Here is a 16644-nt window from a genome sequence, read left to right as displayed (position 1 = left end):
TGAGCAAACGAGAAACCACAATTAACACAAGGTATCCGGTATGTTGAAGTTAATGCTGCGCGGAAAGCTCTTAGTGCTTGCCATCGTCCCTTTGATCTTATCCATTCTGGTGACTTTGTTTATCACTACCTATTACGAGCGTGAGCTGGTCGAAGAGAACATTGCCACTTTTCGAACCAAATTGATCGATGAGCGAAAAATGCAGCTTCGCGAAGCCACAGAAATTGCCGCGACTGTGGTAAAAAACGCACAGCAAGCGAGCGGCGATGCCACACAAAATGTCAAAGACGCACTTCGTGAAGTGACCTTTGGTAAGGCAGGCTACTTTTACATTTACGATAAACAAGGCAATAACGTATTCCATGCCTTAAAGCCAGAGCTAGAAGGCCAGTCCTTGATTAATCTTACTGATCCTAAGGGCAACAAAATTATTGTAGGCCTGCTCGACGCGGCGCAAAGTGGCGATGGCTCCTTCACCTACCTCTATCAAAAACCGGGTACCGATGAACTGATCGAAAAGATTGGCTATGCCGACATGGTTAATAACGGCCAATGGATGTTGGGAACGGGGGCCTACATTGACGATATTGAGGCGCGCGTTGCCGATTTCCGGGAAAATGCAGAAGAGGCATTAGCGGCACAAACTGCTCGAATGATCATTGCAGGTATCATTATTCTAGTTGTTACCTTTGTTGCGGTTGCCTTTGTTGCCCAACGGATGTCAACACCAGTGAAAGACATGCTGGACAACCTCAATGATATTGCCGACGGCGATGGCGATCTAACCCAACGCCTGAAAATTAAAGGCAGTGACGAAATTGCGCTGCTTGGGGATGCGTTTAATCGCTTTATCGACAAGCTGCAAACCACCATCCGCAGCGTGGTCGATGTCACGGAGAAAGTGAGCCACACCGCACGCACAATTGACGAGCAAACCCAAATGGTTGCCACGCAATTACAAACTCATGATAACGAGACCGAGCAAGTGGTCACCGCTGTTACCCAAATGAGCTCGGCTGCGCAGGAGGTGTCTCAGAACGCCACCCAAGTGGCTGATGCCACCAGTGCTGCTACTGATGATGCGCGTCACGCCCAAGAAAAAGTCCAGTTCTCGATCACCTCGATGCAAGCGCTGGTTGAGCAAATGAACACCTCCAGCAGCCATGTGGATTCTCTGAATGAGCAGTCCCATAAAATTACCGGCGTGCTTTCTGTGATTGGCGATATCGCTGAACAAACCAACTTGCTGGCACTTAACGCTGCCATTGAGGCCGCGCGTGCAGGCGAACAGGGTCGCGGGTTTGCGGTGGTCGCTGATGAGGTGAGAACTCTCGCAAGCCGCACGCAAAAGAGCACTCACGAAATTCGCGAAATGCTGGATGAGCTACAGTCATACGTTAATCAGGCTGTGGACGGAATGAAGCAAAGTAATGATACTTGCCAACAAACCTCAGAGGCATCTAACGAAATTGGTAGTGGCATTGATTCGGTAAGTAATGCCATTACCCAAATCAATGACATGACCAGCTATATTGCCTCGGCTGCGTCGGAGCAAACCACAGTGACCGAAGACATTCACCGTAATCTGGTATCGATTCGCGACATTGTGAGCCAGTTACTTAACGCCAGTAATGACTCGGCACAAGCGGCGACTGACTTGAATCAGACAGGCGAGGAGCTCAAACGACTAGTGAGCCAGTTTAAAGTCTAACCGGCAACACCAGATGAAAGAGGCGCTGGTGAGCAGCGCCTCTTTCATGTTCCGTCCGCAGACTTATCTTTCTACTTCTGGCAGTGCGCGCGCCATCAATGCACCCAGTAGACCCAACGCCGATAACACTGCAATCACTACCATTAATCCCCACTGGCTCAACCATGCCGTGACACCGCCCATGAATAAGAGCACGAAACCAATCAAGGTGTTGCTGACCGAGACATAATCGGTGCGCTGATTGCCCTCGGCCATGTTCACAATGTAGGTTTTACGCCCAAGGCGTACACCCTCGTGAGCAATGGTCAGGACAAAGTAGACGCCAGGCAGTACCCACGCCAAAGAAAAAAGCGCGGGATACCAGAGACTAATACTCACTACCACCAGCCCCAATAACGCCGTCACCACCGCAGCCATTATCATCACTTGGCGGCTGGAGCGATCGGCAAACAGCCCCCAAAAAGGAGCCGACAACAAACTTGCGATACCGCTAATCGCGACAAAGCTTGCGGTGGTAATCGCCAGCGCTTGGCTATGCTGACTGGCTAACAGTACATAATAAGGCGCAGATAGGGCCGAGCAGAGTAACAGTGAACGCGTGATCACAAAGTGGCGTAGGCGTCTATCATCCACCAATAAACGCAGTTTAGAAAGCGCATGCGTCAGCGCATTGGCACCGCCTTCAGTGGCTCCTTCGTACTCATCAACCTGACTGTAAACCGCCGCGGCAATCCACCAAAGTACTGCGCCGAACGCCAACAGCGCGCAATAAACCCACACATGTTGCTGATCAGAAACACTAAATAAACCCACACCGGCAGCAATCGTCACCGCACCCGCCAAGCTTGACGACCACCCATTCAAGCGTCCTCGTTGCGGCTTAGGAATGGTTTTCCCTAACACATCTTTGGAGGCAACTGAGCACAGGCCTCGCGCCAAACTAAATACTACCAGCAAGCCAACAATGCTCCAGCCAGCTACTTGACCGGTTAAAAGCAACGCGGCGATCGCCATTGCTAGGATACACGCCCCTTGAATGACAGAGCCCGCCACCCATGCCCACTTACGTACCGCAAATTGGCGGACATAACCGGCGATACCTAACTGAGGCACTAACGAGCCTGCCTCGCGAATAGGTACCAATAAGCCAATTAACGCTAACGGGGCGCCCACTGCAGTGAGCAGCGCTGGCAAGACAATTTTCGGGTTAGATACCGCGTCGCCAATTTTGGTGAGTCCTTGACTGACGATGATGCGGAAAAAATTGCCCGGCACTTCACGACACGCACTGCCATCAATGTCTTTACAGGCACGCGCATCTTCTTCATTAAAAAGCTTTTGGTGTAAGTCATCCGCGAGTTTGTGCACACTTGCTCCCCATCTTATTTGTTTTTTAGTCTGGCCTTATTGACAAGGCACGGCAAAATCAACGTGATAGTATTCATCATGGCGAACCCAAGACCGCCGTGTTGAAACCTGAATATATTGCTTTAAATACTGTATCCCCTACGTATCGTACTGGCGATTAATCAGCATGGTCTGCCTGCCAGCTGGGTTTCGATATCGCGTATAAGACATGCTTTGCGAGCGGATGATCTGCTGCCAAATGAGGATGAGAAAAGGTAAAGGGAGCAGCCGGTGTCATCCCGAGTTTTTTCATCACCGCTTGTGAGGGCAGATTATTCTCGGTGGTAAATGCGTAAATCGCTGGGAGCTCAACGTCCTCAAAGCCGATGGCAAGTGCTTTTTGTGCCGCTTCAGTGGCATAGCCTCGCCCCCAATATGCCGACGCTAAACGCCAACCAATTTCAACAAACGGCTGATGGCCGAGGTCGAAGGTGGGCCGGTTTAACCCCACAAAGCCAATGAATTCGCGTGTCGCCGTCAGCTCTACCGCCCAAAATCCGAACCCATTATCCGCCAGCTTGGATTGAATATGCGCCGCCATCGCATCACTTTGGGCGCGTGAGAGCACGCTGGGAAAATAGCGCATAACGCCTGGGTCTTGATTGAGTGCCGCAAAAGGGGCCAAATCGGACGCTTGCCATGCGCGTAGCGTCAGTCGCGCCGTTGAATACATCACCAATACCGTTCTTCGTTAAGGATCACACTGCACACCGCCGACCCCGTTACTGCAAATCTCTATGGCGCAAGCGCGTGAGCCAATATTCACGATAGCGAAAATAGCAATAGGTCGAGGCAAACAGGAAAAATAAATACGAAAGCGAAAAGACCAAAGGCGAGGTGATCAAGGCATGTTTTAACCCGAGCAATACACCCGCGGCCGTCACGGCAATTTTAGCGACCACCCCGAGCAACAACAAAAATAAAGCAAACTGCGGGTAATGGCTGCTACGAAACGTGATCCAATAGCAAGCCCCCACCGCTGTACTGGCGACGCCCAAGCCAAGAAGATAAGAATGGAAATGCTCACCCGCCAACAATCCACCTAGAATGCTAAGCACAATAATCACAATAAACGTCATGAGTTCCCACCTTTTTTCTCAGTATGGCACTGACGCAAACCGCCAAAAACAAGCCTCTTAAGAGAGTGCGACCTTGCTTGCAGGCTCTATGCACGCGGTTGAAATCGACGACTGGACGTTTGCTATCAAAGCACCATAGCGGTGATTAAGCGCGTCGACAGTGACGATCTGCCCTTGCCGGCGGATACTCACTTTAGTGCCCAAATCCACCCCTGTGAAACGCATCTGCTCATTGCCGCCACTCACAAAGTGGAAGCAGTCAATCGCCAAGTCAACGAGCCGAAAGTCTCGGCGACGACAGTTCAATCGTGCTACCCAACGTTTCGCCGATAAAACTTGCGCGGGAGACAAGGCGCGCACTGCAAACTGCCAGCCTTCACTCTCGCCATAAAAATCCATCGGAAAATGCCGCTTAAATTTCTTCTTATCGTAGTAAGATTTCATTACATTATTTTCATTTTATTCGCCATGGACTGGCACGCGAGTCTACACAGCTATGATGCCGTATAAGCTTTCGCTTGCCCAATAAAATTTATGTGTCAAGCAGCGGCAATCTAAACCAATGACAGACAATGATAAACCTACCGCAATCAAGCGTATACATATGCGCTATCCTTAACACAGATGGCAAATGGAGAGGAGCCTTCCCTACATGTGTAGAAGACTGGTTTTGTGGTGTGTTGTTTCTGTATACATGCTGTTCAGTATCCACGCTCACGCTGAACAGGCCCAGCCGCGTGTATTATTTATTAACCCTGGTTATGCAACGGAAAGCTTCTGGCAGGACGTGGATGAATATGCCAATGCCGCAGCCTCTGCATTGAATGTGGATCTAACGATTCGTCACGCCGATCGCAATCACTTCGCGGTGCGTCAAATCCTAGCCGCTACCTTGAGTAAACCGACCCACCCTGATTACATTATTATTGTGAATGAAAAGCTGGCGGCCAAAAACCTACTCCCCATACTGAGCAAATATCCCATTTATGTGCAACTTATCTTGAATGATGTCGATCAGCAGACCAAAACTAAACTCTATCAAGATCCACATTGGCAACAATACTTATTGCCAAGCATCATTCCCAATAATCATGCGATAGGCTATGCGATCGCCGAAGCCATGGTGCGAGCAGGCGATAATGCCCCTGGCGAAGCCGTCATGATTTCAGGTGATCTCACCACCCCCGCATCCGTAAAACGCGAAGCAGGCGGCAAACGCTTTTTCGTTGAACGCTCAGACATTACGTTACATCAAGTCGTTCATGGTCAGTGGGATGAGTCCATCAGCCAGGAGCAAATGCATACCTTATTGCAACGCTATCCCAATGTACGCTACGTGTGGACGGCTAACGACCATATGGCATTTGGTGCGATGAAAGCCGCACGACAAGCGGGAAAAACGCCTGGCGATGACATCTATTTTGCCACGGTCAATACCTCCGAGCGGGTGCTTTCTTTGCGAGAAAAAGGCGACATTTCCGCTCTTGGGGGCGGGCACTTTGAAGCCGCTGGCCTTGCATTGAGCCGTATTTACGCTCACGATAAAGGTTGGTCGTTACCACAGCAATGCACTGGACAGTTATTTCACTTAATTGAACCTGGCTCCGCTTTTTTCCTACAGTTGCGCGAGCAGGCGTGGGATCAAATCTCGTTTTTGAACATGGCGAAAGGGATTGAAAGCCATTGTCATTCAACCACAACGAAAATGGATAACTAAGTGATAAAACGCGATGTAAACTTACGCGGTCTTCAAGCGCGCGTCGCCTTCGTTGTGCTCGCGATCAGCTTACTTTTTGCGGTAGGGAGTACACTAACGCAGATGTACATAAACTACCAACGCACACTGGCTGCTACCACGCAGCTGGTAGAGAGCCGGAGCCATAACTCGGCTCGCGTGATTAGCCACGCCTTGTGGGTCGTTGATTTAGAGCTTGTACGCCGCAGTGTAAAGGGGTTATCGATGCTCCCCACCATTTGTCGCGTTGAGGTAAAAGGTTTTGATGGCACACATATCACTGAAGTCAATAGTAGCAGTGAGGATTGTGACGCCAATCATCAGTCATTGTTGAGCGTTCAAGGGAACAATATTGGCACCCTGAACATTGTGCTCGATCGCAGTGCGATTAAACGCGATGCCTTCACGGGCACCGTGCCTGTCGCTATCGTCCATTTTACTGAAACCTTGCTCATTACCCTGCTCATTCTGTGGGTCATCCATCGGCTGTGCTCGCGCCCCCTCCAACAACTATCAAATACGCTGGATTACTACCAAACTGACAAGACCAACCAAACGAGTGTGCCACTCTCGTTGATTCAACGTAATGACGAAATAGGCAAAGTGTCTCGCTCAATCAATGCGATGCAATCGCGTATCAGAGACGACTTTTTACAAAAACGCGTGACAGAGCGTGAACTTCGCCAACATCAAACTTTATTGAAAGAGCAAGTTGAGCAACGCACCAAGGCACTCAATTGGCAATCAAACGCTAGCTCGTTACTCGCTGATATTTCAATTCAATTCTTACGCGCAGACTCGCAATATATTACCGAAAACGTAGAGAAAATTTTTCCCGATATGGCGTCATTACTCGGTGTTGAGGCCATTGGTTGGTATGCCTTTGACGCATTCCGCGCTGAACGCCGTTGTTATTGGCCACAAGAGATTGATTTTGCGCCCCAGACCGTCGATTTAAGCGATATGCATATGATAAAACGGTGGCTGGCTGATACCGACGCACTGGTCGTGCCCCATGTCGGCCAACTCGGCGATGATGCAACGAACGAGCGCTCTTGGTTGCGCCAACGGCATATTTTATCGTTTGCCGCTTTTCCGCTGACCGACGGTAGAAAAAGCTTTGGGATGATTACAGTGGCAAATCGCCGTTTACCCTTCATCTGGGATAACAATAAAACGTTGCTTTTAAAACGTTTCGCTACTGCCATCAGTGAAGTCATGATCCGCGAGCGGAACCATTACGCCATGGAAGAGCTGCAAGAAGAGCTGATTGTCGCCAATGAAAAGTTGAAAGTCCAAGCAGAAACCGATGATCTAACTCGATTAAGTAATCGAAGACCGTTCAAGCGTGAGCTAAAAAATCATATCCAGCATGGCATCGCCAGCCGATTACCTGTCGCCGTCATGATGATTGACGTCGATCACTTTAAAGCATATAACGATGAATATGGTCACCTAAAAGGCGATGACGTTCTCACCCGAATCGCGCGCGTGCTACTCACACAAACCGAGCGCTATCAAGGATCGGTTGCCCGGTTTGGAGGCGAAGAATTTGCGATTACGCTGTCCACACGCTATGCCGCCAAGCTAACTCAACTAGCCGAAACCATTCGCGCTGAAATTGCCAAGCTTGATATCGAGCATAAGAAAAACCCAGATGGTGACAGAATCACTGTCAGCATCGGTGGCATTATCACCCTACCGACTCGTGAGACCACTGACTCTTACCTGCTTGAGATGGCTGACCAACGTCTCTACCAAGCCAAAGAGGAAGGTCGCGACCAAACTAGGATCCTTGACCAAACAGCGGAAAAATAGCGAGCTTGCTCACGCCCTACTGTCAATGCCACACGTGAGTCATGACAGTCCGATGACGGTATGCTACAACCCTCGTCAGCGATATGTCGGCCACCTGCCTAAGCGGGGGCCGCCTCATTGTCCGGATAATAAAATGTCACTGACCCAAGCAGCAGCGCTTCAGACGCTGTAGACGCAGAAAAGGAAGCCCTATGAAAGTCGTCTTTGTCCGTCACGGAAAAACCGATTACTCATTGGCCGACGCTCGCCAAATGAGCCAACTGGAAAAAGACTATGCGCCACTCCAACGTGCGTGTATTCCGGCCATTCAATCGCTAGCCAATCACCCGAGTATACAACAAGCGGAAATCATCCTCTCCTCGCCCTACACACGCGCCTTACAAACAGCAGAAATCCTCAACCGTCAATTGCAAAAAGAACTGTTTGTCGAGCATGATCTCCGCGAGTGGCAAGCGGATGTCAAAGGGAGCTATATCCCCCTTTCAGAACGTGATAGACGCTGGCTTGAGTATCGCGAGTTGTTTGCCAATGGAAATGAAGTGACCAATGCAGGTTATGAGTCCGCGACCGCGTTGTATCGCCGAGTGACATCTGTGCTCGATACCTATCAAGACTACAATACGATTGCGGTTATCGCGCATTTTAACGTGATTGAGAGCTTAGTAGGTTATCGTGAGCAGGGGATTGAGTATGGAGAAGTGATTGAGGTCGACTACCAACCCAACCTCTAACGTCTCCCCTTAGCGGGCGAGGTTTGACGCGCTAAAAAAGGTAAAAATCGCATACCTCGATGCAATGACTTTACCGATAATTATAAAAGGGACGCAATAGGCGTCCCTTCTCGTCTTACCACGACTCGACCAAAGCCATCACTCGGTCAAGCCATTGTTTTTAATCACATTTTGATACCAGTAAAAGCTCTTTTTACGATGACGAGAAAAGTCACCACTGCCGTCATCGTGACGGTCAACGTAAATGAAACCATAGCGCTTGCGGTATTCGCCCGTGGTAAAGGACACGCAATCGAGACAACCCCATGGCGTGTAACCAATCACCTCAACGCCATCTTGCCAAATGGCCTCTCCGAGTGCCTCGATATGTTGTGACAAATAGCTAATGCGATAATCATCATTGATTTCCCCTGAGGTTTCACGCTTATCTGTCGCGCCAAGGCCATTTTCCACTACAAAAATGGGTTTTTCATAGCGTTCATAGAGCTCGGAGAGCGCAAAACGTAGACCTTTGGGATCAATCTGCCAGCCCCAATCAGAAGCCGGTAAGTGCGGATTCAATCGGCTTGCGCTAAATAAAGCATTTTCATCTTCTTCTGGCGGGTTGGCATCGACAATGTTGGTCATGTAGTAACTGATCGCTAGAAAGTCTACTCGACCGTTTTCCAAGATGTACGCGTCATCGTCCTGCATTTTGACCTCAATGCCTTTCTCAGCCCATTGCGGCCAAATATAGTGAGGATAGTGGCCTCTGACCTGTACGTCGCTGCATAAATATTTGTCACGCATCGCTTGCTGTGACGCCAGCATATCATCAGGGTGACAACTTGCCGGATACAACGGCATCATGTGGATCATGCTACCTATTTTAAAATCCGGATTAATCACATGCCCTAGAGACACCACTTTGGCACTGGCAACGAATTGATGATGTAGCACCTGATAAAGAACCTGCTCGGGATGATCGTGCTCGGTAAAAATCACACCTGAATTACAATAGCCAAATAGCGGATAATCCCAGTTGAGCTGGTTGTTGATCTCGTTAAAGGTAATCCAATAAGTCACTTTGTCGCGATAGCGCGTCATTACTGTTTCGCAAAAACGCACGAAAAACTCAATCACATCTCGATGCGCCCAGCCTCCGTATTGCGTCACCAAATGCTGGGGCATCTCAAAATGAGAAAGCGTAATGACAGGTTCAATCCCCTTCTCTAATAGGTAGTCAATAAGGTCATCATAAAAGGCAAGGCCCGCTTCATTTGGCGTAAGCTCATCACCATGAGGAAATATTCTCGACCACGCGATAGACGTGCGAAAACACTTAAAACCCATCTCCGCAAAGAGATCAATGTCTTCACGGTAGCGATGATAAAAGTCCACAGCATTATGGTTTGGATAGGCTTGATGTTCTTCCACCCGCTGGGTAATTTTGCGCGGTGTACCATGGGCACCTTTGGTCAGCACATCCACAATGCTGACGCCTTTACCGTCGCAATCCCATCCCCCCTCAACTTGATGAGCCGCTACCGCGCCACCCCATAAAAAATGCTCAGGAAATACCGTTTTCATTGTTCACCTCTTTGTATCGTCTTCCGCTAGGCTAACGATTTCCACTCAGCTGAAGTGTGAACTGACTCGAAAAAGCATAGGACCTCCACTACCAACTCGCGATCAAGTGAATAGAAAAGCATTAATAAAGAAAAATTATGCTATTAACCTATCGAGTGGTTAGTGCTAAGCTGTCTCAATAGGCAAGTCCATGCGATTATTCTTCACTTATCAGGAGCTTTCATGAGTCGGTTTAGTAACGTTGCTATTGTTGGTGGTACCCATGGTAACGAGTTTAGCGGTATTTACGCACTGAAACAGTGGCAATCCAACCCAGCAATCACAGCCCGCGATAGTTTTTCCACCGAACATGTGTTTGCGAATCCCTCTGCTTATAGCGCCAACAAACGCTATGTAGACTGCGATCTTAACCGTCAATTCGATCCTAAACTGCTGGCTGACTACAGCTTGGCAAACTACGAGCAAAGTCGCGCTAAAGCCCTTAACCAACAATTAGGCCCAAAAGGGGATCCGCGTGTCGATTTTATTATCGACCTGCATAACACCACCAGCAACATGGGCCCCACACTGATACTCTTGACACTTGATATGTTCAATAAGCAACTCGCCGCTTACATTAGCGAGCGTATGCCCGATGCCATCATCTTAGTCGAAGATCATATTGAACCTATTCAGCACGCGTTTTTATGCTCAATCGGCAAGCAAGGTGTGATCGTTGAAGTGGGTCCACAGCCCCAATCGGTGCTACGTCATGATGTGATGGAATCGATGCAAGAAATGACAACACACATTTTGGACTTCGTGCATCTGTTTAATATTGATAAGGTGCCAGCGCTGCCTAAAAGCATCACCGCCTACCGTTACAAAGAGACACTGCATTTGCCACAAAATGCGCATGGAGAGCGAATTGGTATGGTGCACCAGCACGTTCAAGACAAAGACTTTCAGCCAATACAGCCCGGTGAACCCTTGTTTATGTGTTTTGATGGCACTGAATTAACATGGCAAGGCGACTACACGGCCTATCCGCACTTCATTAATGAAGCAGCCTATTACGATAACAATATTGCGATGTCGATGGCCAACGTGTTTACCTTGACAGTATAACCCGTTTCACAGCCTCACACGCTCAGCGAGCACGAGCTTCTGGGATTTGTACTACGCTTAAAAGTAAACTAAACAGCCGTATAGAGTCCAGTAGTGAACCAGTCCAATGACCAATATATTACCGCCATACTGCCCTCGCTTTTTCGCCATCTCGATACGGCGGTTGTTATTGCCGACACAGATCGCCGTATCCAGTTTTTTAACCCACAAGCAGAAGCTCTGTTCGGTTGCAGCCTAGCCGATGTCAAAGGCGCTAGCACGCGCATTCTTTATGCCGAACAAGAAGACTTTACCGCGACGGGCAAAGATCGTTTTAATACACACTCAGTTCAAACATACTATGACGTTTATGTGGTGAGGTATAAAACCGCCGATGGCCATGTGTTTTTAGGTGAAACACATGGTGGGCCAGTATGCAATGAGCAGCAAGTTGTCACCATGTACGTGGCTTTTATTCAAGACATTAGCACCCGCGTAGAAGTAGAATCCGCTCTCAACCAGCTCCACTCAATCACTTCAGCACGCAATTTAGATTTTTGCCGCCGCGTGGAGCGCATTCTCTCTCTCGGGTGTAAACACTTTAACTTGCCTATTGGCATACTAAGCCAAATTAATGGCCAGCGTTATACCATAAAATACGCGCAGCATCCCGACAACGCCCTGCAGTCTGGGCAGGTGTTTGATCTGAAAGAAACATACTGTTATCACGTCTACGAGACTAATGAGGCGCAAGGTTTCCACCATGTTTCGCAAAGCGATATCAAAACCCATCCCTGCTACGAACACTTCGGCCTCGAAGCATATATCGGTGCCCCCATTTTTATTGATGGCGAACGCTATGGCACGTTAAATTTTTCAAGCCCAGAACCCACTCGCCCCTTTGTCTCACAAGACTACGAACTAATACGACTCTTTGCTGAATGGGTCGGCCATGAACTGGCGCGTCTACGGGATTGGGAAGCACTCGAGCAGGCACAGCAATTGCTCGAGATACAAGCAAATACTGACTCGTTGACGCAACTTTATAACCGCCACTATCTCAGCAATGCTCTCGTTCAGGAGTTGGCACGCTGCAAACGGTACAACAATCCCTTAACGCTGGCGATCGTAGACTTCGATAATTTCAAACGCTTAAATGATACCTATGGTCATCGGGCAGGCGATATCGCCTTACAACGCTTTGGCAATATTGTACGGGAAGAATCACGGACCAATGACATATACGGCCGCTGGGGCGGAGAAGAGTTTCTCTGCTTGCTTCCTGAAACAGATTTAAGTGGTGCGGAAGTTGTACTAAAACGTTTGGTGGAGCGCGTACATGGTGAAGAAATTCACGTCGACGGACAAACCATACGCTGTACCATCAGTATCGGTTATACGGGCTTCTCGGCAGGTGATACACAAGACAGCATCATTCAACGTGCCGATACCGCGCTCTATCTCGCCAAAGAAAACGGCCGCAATCGAATCGAAAAGCAATGATTCGATGGCAGCCGCTAAAATCTTCGTCGGAGCTAGATTGTCAAACCTCTGCCCAGCTAGCTTGTTGGATCGGCTTCTTGCTCTGTGTTTGTGGCTGTTTTTTGCCAATATCGATCGTAGTAAAAGAAGGTGTGGTTTTTCCGCAGCTCTGCCGCGTTTTTCTCCACATCTTTCAGGACCTCATTAGACACGCGAGAAGACGCCAGCTCAAACTGCGCCATTGCCTGATCCCTTAAATCAACAAATCGCCCTTGGCCAACTACATCCAGGTACGCGGAAAGGTACACCAAACCATCCATATACTTTTCATCATCGGGTGCATAATCTGTTGTATATACGCGACCTAACGCAGCCAAAGACATGAGATCGCCCTGCTCTATCGCTTTTTCACGCCACTCAACGGCTTTAGGGGTTTCGCCACGGCGAATAAAGTCACGGTATAAACTCTTCGTTCCGGGAATCCCCCCAGCATTGGCAATTTGCTTTTTTACCTCAGCAGCTGCATCCAGGCGAGAGCTGGGGAAAAGATAAAAGCCACGCTGCGCCGTTTCTATTTGTGATGCTTTGTGTAATAGCGCATCGACATCGTTTGCCGCAATGGCCTCTTCGAGATAGACCTCAGCTTTTTGTTTATCGGTGGAAGCGGTGTATTGGTATAAACTAAAGGCAGCCTCTTCAGGGGCGTCTTTATACCAGGCATCCAAGGCCTCTTCGTACTTGTGACGCCATATCGTGCGATGGTTAGCTGACAACCACTCACCTTCTTCAACCAATAGCTTCATGGCTGGAATGTAGCCTTCTCGTGCAGCCTGAGTGAGATATTGCTGCGCCTCCGGAGAATACGCGAGTTTCTTGCCATCATCACTCACCAACACTGCATACAAGTAAGCCGCAGGCACATTACCTTGATCGGCAGCCGCTCGCAGATACTTCTCCGCGCGTTGATAATGGAATTGCGCACGCGACAAACGGCCATGTTCAAATAGGGACTCCGGTGTCATCGCCTGAATATCATAGTCATCGGCAATTTTCTCTACTGGCTCCAATGACACAAACGGTGTCGCCTCTATTTCAACCTGCTCGGCGAAAGCCTGTCCACTGATAACAAGCAAAAGAGCACAAAAACTGACTTTTAATTGTGATGACTTAACCAATGTTGACACTCGAACCTCCTGAAATGACGCCGCCACAGCTTATTGCATCACCAATTCGCGCTGCCGGTTTTCCATCAATGTTGACGCTACCAGACCCAGCATTTACTGACCGACCATGCGGTGGATGCTTAGGCTTACTATGAGGGGCCAGTGGGTCGCCTTTGCGTACCGCTGGGATCCCATCAATCTTTACCGTTGGTGAACCCGCTGTAATGGGCGTAGGCGGAAAGCCATCATGGGCGGTACCAATATGGCCAACCAGTGCAGCTTTTGGCATAGTTTTCCTCGATTCTTATGAACTTGCGAATATGATTAGGGCTTCTTCACTGCGCGTGGTGAGGCCGGTTGTTTACCTTGGTAACCCGATCCACTCCCCGCACTTCCACCTGCATTGAGATTTATCACAGGCCCTAATAAGTGCACGCCTGCAGCATCCACTTTCATGACGCTACCACCGGCCGATACGGTAATCTCTGTACCCGCATCAAGCACGACATTTGTGCCCGCTTTTAGATGTACCTCACGTCCGGCGGTGGCCGCGAAACGGTTATTAATTTTTTCATGAATACCACCATCAACCTCAAAGGTGGCGTCCTTTTTCACTCGCTCTCTTGCTTGCTTATCGACGGTAACATGTTGGTTATTCCCCACTTTAGAGAAAGAATCATGAGCCGTCTTTTGGTGCTCATCATGCCTTATTTGAGTAATGACATCATTTTCGACATCGGATTGCCAATCACGCTGTGCATGTAAATACACTTGCTCGCTGTCCGATTGGTCTTCGAATGTTAGCTCGTTATACCCTTCTCCTTGATGCGATTCACTGCGCCACACGGTTTTAGTTTTATCTGCAGGCAATGTATAAGGGGGTACATTTGTTGCGTGATAAGTGCGTCCGGTAATAATCGGCTGATCTGGGTCGTTATGTAAAAACGACACAATCACCTCATGCCCAATACGTGGAATCGCCATCATGCCGTATTGGCTGCCGGCCCAGCCCTGAGAAACGCGAATCCAACAGCTACTTTGTTCGTCACCATTTGAGTAACGATCCCATGGAAAATGCACTTTCACCCGACCATGCTCATCACAGAATATTTCTTCACCTTCGGGGCCGACGACAATACCGATAAGGGGGCCGTCCACCTGTGGCTTAGGGTGCGGGGTTGCCCGCCACGAGGTGGAGGCCGGAATCACGGTAAACTGATTATGATAAGTGGTAGCGCCAGAACAGCCTTCTTCTTCGACCGCTTGTGGCTGGGTGCCGTAATGCTGAACGCGCACCACTTGCCATTTTTGATTCATGGTACGGTCGAGATGATCTTGCATTTCAAATGCATGCCCCGCCTGTACAAGAAAATGATTACTTTTTCCGTCCGCGGTGACTTTATCACGCACCAGAAATTCTTGCCGTACCTGCGCTAGGTGTTTGCCTTGGGCATCATCTTTATATCTGCCTGGGAAATCATAAACCTCATAATCTTGGCGTTGATAATCGATGCCTGCCGTGTTTACTTGTTGCAAAAAACTATAACTCGGCTTTTTAAAGCTATAGTCTTTCATTGCCAACGACGAGGGAACAATGCGCGTGCGTTTTTCTATCGCACGGATATACGGCTCATCCACCACCGCCCCTGACTGCGCGTTGTGGGCAATCGGCTGCTCTAGAGCTGGGAGAGCGAAAGGTGAATCAGTAATGTATAAAAGCTGCTTTCCCTCTTTCCATAAAAAGCAGTAGATGAGCCCCTCTTCTGCGGCGATTCGATGGAAAAACGCCAGATCTGTTTCTCGATACTGAACACAAAACTCACGCTCAGCATATTCTTTTGTCAACCCGAAACCGACATCCGTGATATCCATTTCCTGCAACAGCACTGAGATGATTTGCGGGACCGTTTGATGTTGGAAAACGCGGCTATTGTGCCGTAGTGACAAGCGCTCCAGCTCAGGCACCAGTTCAACATCATAGTAAGTGTGGTGGTGTCCAATATCGCCTTGGGAGAATTGGCGAACAATACCACTGACGCGACGCTCACACTGCTCATTACGATAGAGAGCGAGCGTTGCTTGGCAATCCACTAATTGGTCAGGGGTTAGGGAATGATCGCGACTTGCCAATGCAATCGAATAACGAAACCCGTTGCAAGCTTGCTGATCAAACGCCGCAGCAGAGAGAGATTCATTGCCCTGATACTCTCTGACCACAAACGTGTCTGGCTCTAAGCCCTCGACGCTAAATTCAAAACGTAGTTTCGCCATGATCTCTCCCGAACCTTGTTCCCGCAAAAGTGAACACTTGTCTAGCACTCCTCAGATTAATGACTGAAGCTCGCTAGACAAATGATGAAGCGCCGGCAATATGCCGACGCAACATATGAGCCCTTAGGCTTCAATAGGCTTACGCCAATCGTCTGAGCCTGACGTACCCGCGTTAACGTGATCCCAGGTGATTTTACGATAAGACATCGACACGGTGAGATTCTGAGTGAAATCAGATTTAGCCGGATCTTGGCAATGTGGCATTTCACAGTGGATGTCAACAATCGACGCACTCTCGAGTTTGGTAGTAAAGAAGTTTTCTTGCTTACCTTCAATCGACGTGCGGTACCATTTTAACTCCACAGTAGACATTTTTTCGCCTGAAGACAGCGCGTTGTAAAGCAATGGAACAGCTTTATTCAATGCCACGGTAAACTTGAATGGCTTGTGGACACGTTGTCCTGATGGCTGACCAGACTGAGGATCAGTTGGAACCGTGACATTGTGATCAAACTGCTGTACCAGCATCTCATCTTCATGACCTTCAACGAATGCATCACCGATTGAATCAGCTGTGCAAGCACCAGCAGTG

Annotated in this window: 15 protein-coding genes; 6 read left to right on the top strand and 9 right to left on the bottom strand. The window is 48.9% G+C overall.

Features of this window, described 5'->3' with window-relative positions:
• Positions 1–40: 40 nt before the first annotated feature.
• Entirely contained in the window at positions 41–1711 is a 1671-nt protein-coding gene (locus tag C7A19_RS14925) for a methyl-accepting chemotaxis protein (RefSeq protein ID WP_077459212.1), read from the top strand.
• Between the two features lie 63 nt (positions 1712–1774).
• Here the strand turns inward: C7A19_RS14925 and C7A19_RS14920 are convergent, their stop codons facing one another.
• From C7A19_RS14920 to C7A19_RS14900, 4 genes are all read right to left on the bottom strand, one after another.
• Complete coding sequence (locus C7A19_RS14920; RefSeq protein ID WP_077599722.1) at positions 1775–3079, bottom strand: MFS transporter; 1305 nt, start codon at positions 3077–3079, stop codon at positions 1775–1777.
• Between the two features lie 157 nt (positions 3080–3236).
• Entirely contained in the window at positions 3237–3791 is a 555-nt protein-coding gene (locus C7A19_RS14910) for a GNAT family N-acetyltransferase (protein WP_346330223.1), read from the bottom strand.
• A gap of 49 nt (positions 3792–3840) precedes the next feature.
• Positions 3841–4197 carry an NADH:ubiquinone oxidoreductase gene (locus tag C7A19_RS14905; protein ID WP_069360848.1) on the bottom strand — a complete coding sequence of 119 codons (357 nt, stop codon included), beginning with the start codon at positions 4195–4197 and terminating at the stop codon, positions 3841–3843.
• Positions 4198–4254: 57 nt separating this feature from the next.
• Positions 4255–4641: a hypothetical protein gene (locus tag C7A19_RS14900; protein WP_069360849.1), complete on the bottom strand. Its 387-nt coding sequence runs from the start codon at positions 4639–4641 to the stop codon at positions 4255–4257.
• Positions 4642–4849: 208 nt separating this feature from the next.
• Between C7A19_RS14900 and C7A19_RS14895 the strand changes: the two genes are divergently transcribed.
• The 3 genes from C7A19_RS14895 to C7A19_RS14885 all read left to right on the top strand — a co-directional run bounded on the left by C7A19_RS14895 (position 4850) and on the right by C7A19_RS14885 (position 8481).
• Complete coding sequence (locus tag C7A19_RS14895; RefSeq protein WP_162300287.1) at positions 4850–5914, top strand: ABC transporter substrate-binding protein; 1065 nt, start codon at positions 4850–4852, stop codon at positions 5912–5914.
• A 102-nt stretch (positions 5915–6016) separates the two neighbouring features.
• A complete protein-coding gene (locus C7A19_RS14890; protein ID WP_155522577.1) occupies positions 6017–7750 on the top strand; it encodes a GGDEF domain-containing protein in 1734 nt (577 codons plus the stop codon).
• Between the two features lie 191 nt (positions 7751–7941).
• A complete protein-coding gene (locus C7A19_RS14885) occupies positions 7942–8481 on the top strand; it encodes a histidine phosphatase family protein (protein WP_116645300.1) in 540 nt (179 codons plus the stop codon).
• A 138-nt stretch (positions 8482–8619) separates the two neighbouring features.
• On the opposite strand, the gene C7A19_RS14880 is transcribed toward C7A19_RS14885, so the two are convergent.
• The gene (locus C7A19_RS14880) at positions 8620–10050 is read right to left on the bottom strand and encodes a 6-phospho-beta-glucosidase (RefSeq protein WP_116645299.1); all 1431 of its coding nucleotides are present in this window, start codon (positions 10048–10050) and stop codon (positions 8620–8622) included.
• Positions 10051–10272: 222 nt separating this feature from the next.
• Here C7A19_RS14880 and C7A19_RS14875 point away from each other — a divergent pair, with 222 nt between their 5' ends.
• Positions 10273–11157, top strand: coding sequence for an aspartoacylase (locus tag C7A19_RS14875; protein WP_077459220.1), 885 nt, complete (start codon positions 10273–10275; stop codon positions 11155–11157).
• A 93-nt stretch (positions 11158–11250) separates the two neighbouring features.
• Entirely contained in the window at positions 11251–12639 is a 1389-nt protein-coding gene (locus tag C7A19_RS14870; protein WP_116645298.1) for a diguanylate cyclase, read from the top strand.
• Positions 12640–12695: 56 nt separating this feature from the next.
• On the opposite strand, the gene C7A19_RS14865 is transcribed toward C7A19_RS14870, so the two are convergent.
• The 4 genes from C7A19_RS14865 to C7A19_RS14850 form a co-directional block, all read right to left on the bottom strand.
• Positions 12696–13802 carry a sel1 repeat family protein gene (locus C7A19_RS14865; RefSeq protein WP_116645297.1) on the bottom strand — a complete coding sequence of 369 codons (1107 nt, stop codon included), beginning with the start codon at positions 13800–13802 and terminating at the stop codon, positions 12696–12698.
• Positions 13786–14070: a type VI secretion system PAAR protein gene (locus C7A19_RS14860; protein ID WP_077459223.1), complete on the bottom strand. Its 285-nt coding sequence runs from the start codon at positions 14068–14070 to the stop codon at positions 13786–13788. Before C7A19_RS14860 ends, C7A19_RS14865 begins: the two co-directional genes overlap by 17 nt.
• 35 nt (positions 14071–14105) lie before the next feature.
• Positions 14106–16052, bottom strand: coding sequence for a type VI secretion system tip protein TssI/VgrG (gene tssI, locus C7A19_RS14855; RefSeq protein ID WP_116645296.1), 1947 nt, complete (start codon positions 16050–16052; stop codon positions 14106–14108).
• Between the two features lie 123 nt (positions 16053–16175).
• The coding region (locus C7A19_RS14850) for an Hcp family type VI secretion system effector (RefSeq protein ID WP_235614324.1) at positions 16176–16644 on the bottom strand (469 nt) is incomplete at its 5' end.

The organism is Salinivibrio sp. HTSP, from assembly GCF_003390965.1.
GTDB classification, from domain to species: domain Bacteria; phylum Pseudomonadota; class Gammaproteobacteria; order Enterobacterales; family Vibrionaceae; genus Salinivibrio; species Salinivibrio kushneri.
This window is presented reverse-complemented; position numbering and strand designations above follow the sequence as displayed.

Bases quoted from the DNA above. Each gene is read 5' to 3' on its own strand.
- C7A19_RS14925 (WP_077459212.1), top strand. From the start codon at position 41: ATGTTGAAGTTAATGCTGCGCGGAAAGCTCTTAGTGCTTGCCATCGTC.
- C7A19_RS14910 (WP_346330223.1), bottom strand. From the start codon at position 3,791: ATGTATTCAACGGCGCGACTGACGCTACGCGCATGGCAAGCGTCCGAT.
- C7A19_RS14905 (WP_069360848.1), bottom strand. From the start codon at position 4,197: ATGACGTTTATTGTGATTATTGTGCTTAGCATTCTAGGTGGATTGTTG.
- C7A19_RS14900 (WP_069360849.1), bottom strand. From the start codon at position 4,641: ATGAAATCTTACTACGATAAGAAGAAATTTAAGCGGCATTTTCCGATG.
- C7A19_RS14895 (WP_162300287.1), top strand. From the start codon at position 4,850: ATGTGTAGAAGACTGGTTTTGTGGTGTGTTGTTTCTGTATACATGCTG.
- C7A19_RS14890 (WP_155522577.1), top strand. From the start codon at position 6,017: ATGTACATAAACTACCAACGCACACTGGCTGCTACCACGCAGCTGGTA.
- C7A19_RS14885 (WP_116645300.1), top strand. From the start codon at position 7,942: ATGAAAGTCGTCTTTGTCCGTCACGGAAAAACCGATTACTCATTGGCC.
- C7A19_RS14880 (WP_116645299.1), bottom strand. From the start codon at position 10,050: ATGAAAACGGTATTTCCTGAGCATTTTTTATGGGGTGGCGCGGTAGCG.
- C7A19_RS14875 (WP_077459220.1), top strand. From the start codon at position 10,273: ATGAGTCGGTTTAGTAACGTTGCTATTGTTGGTGGTACCCATGGTAAC.
- C7A19_RS14860 (WP_077459223.1), bottom strand. From the start codon at position 14,070: ATGCCAAAAGCTGCACTGGTTGGCCATATTGGTACCGCCCATGATGGC.
- tssI (WP_116645296.1), bottom strand. From the start codon at position 16,052: ATGGCGAAACTACGTTTTGAATTTAGCGTCGAGGGCTTAGAGCCAGAC.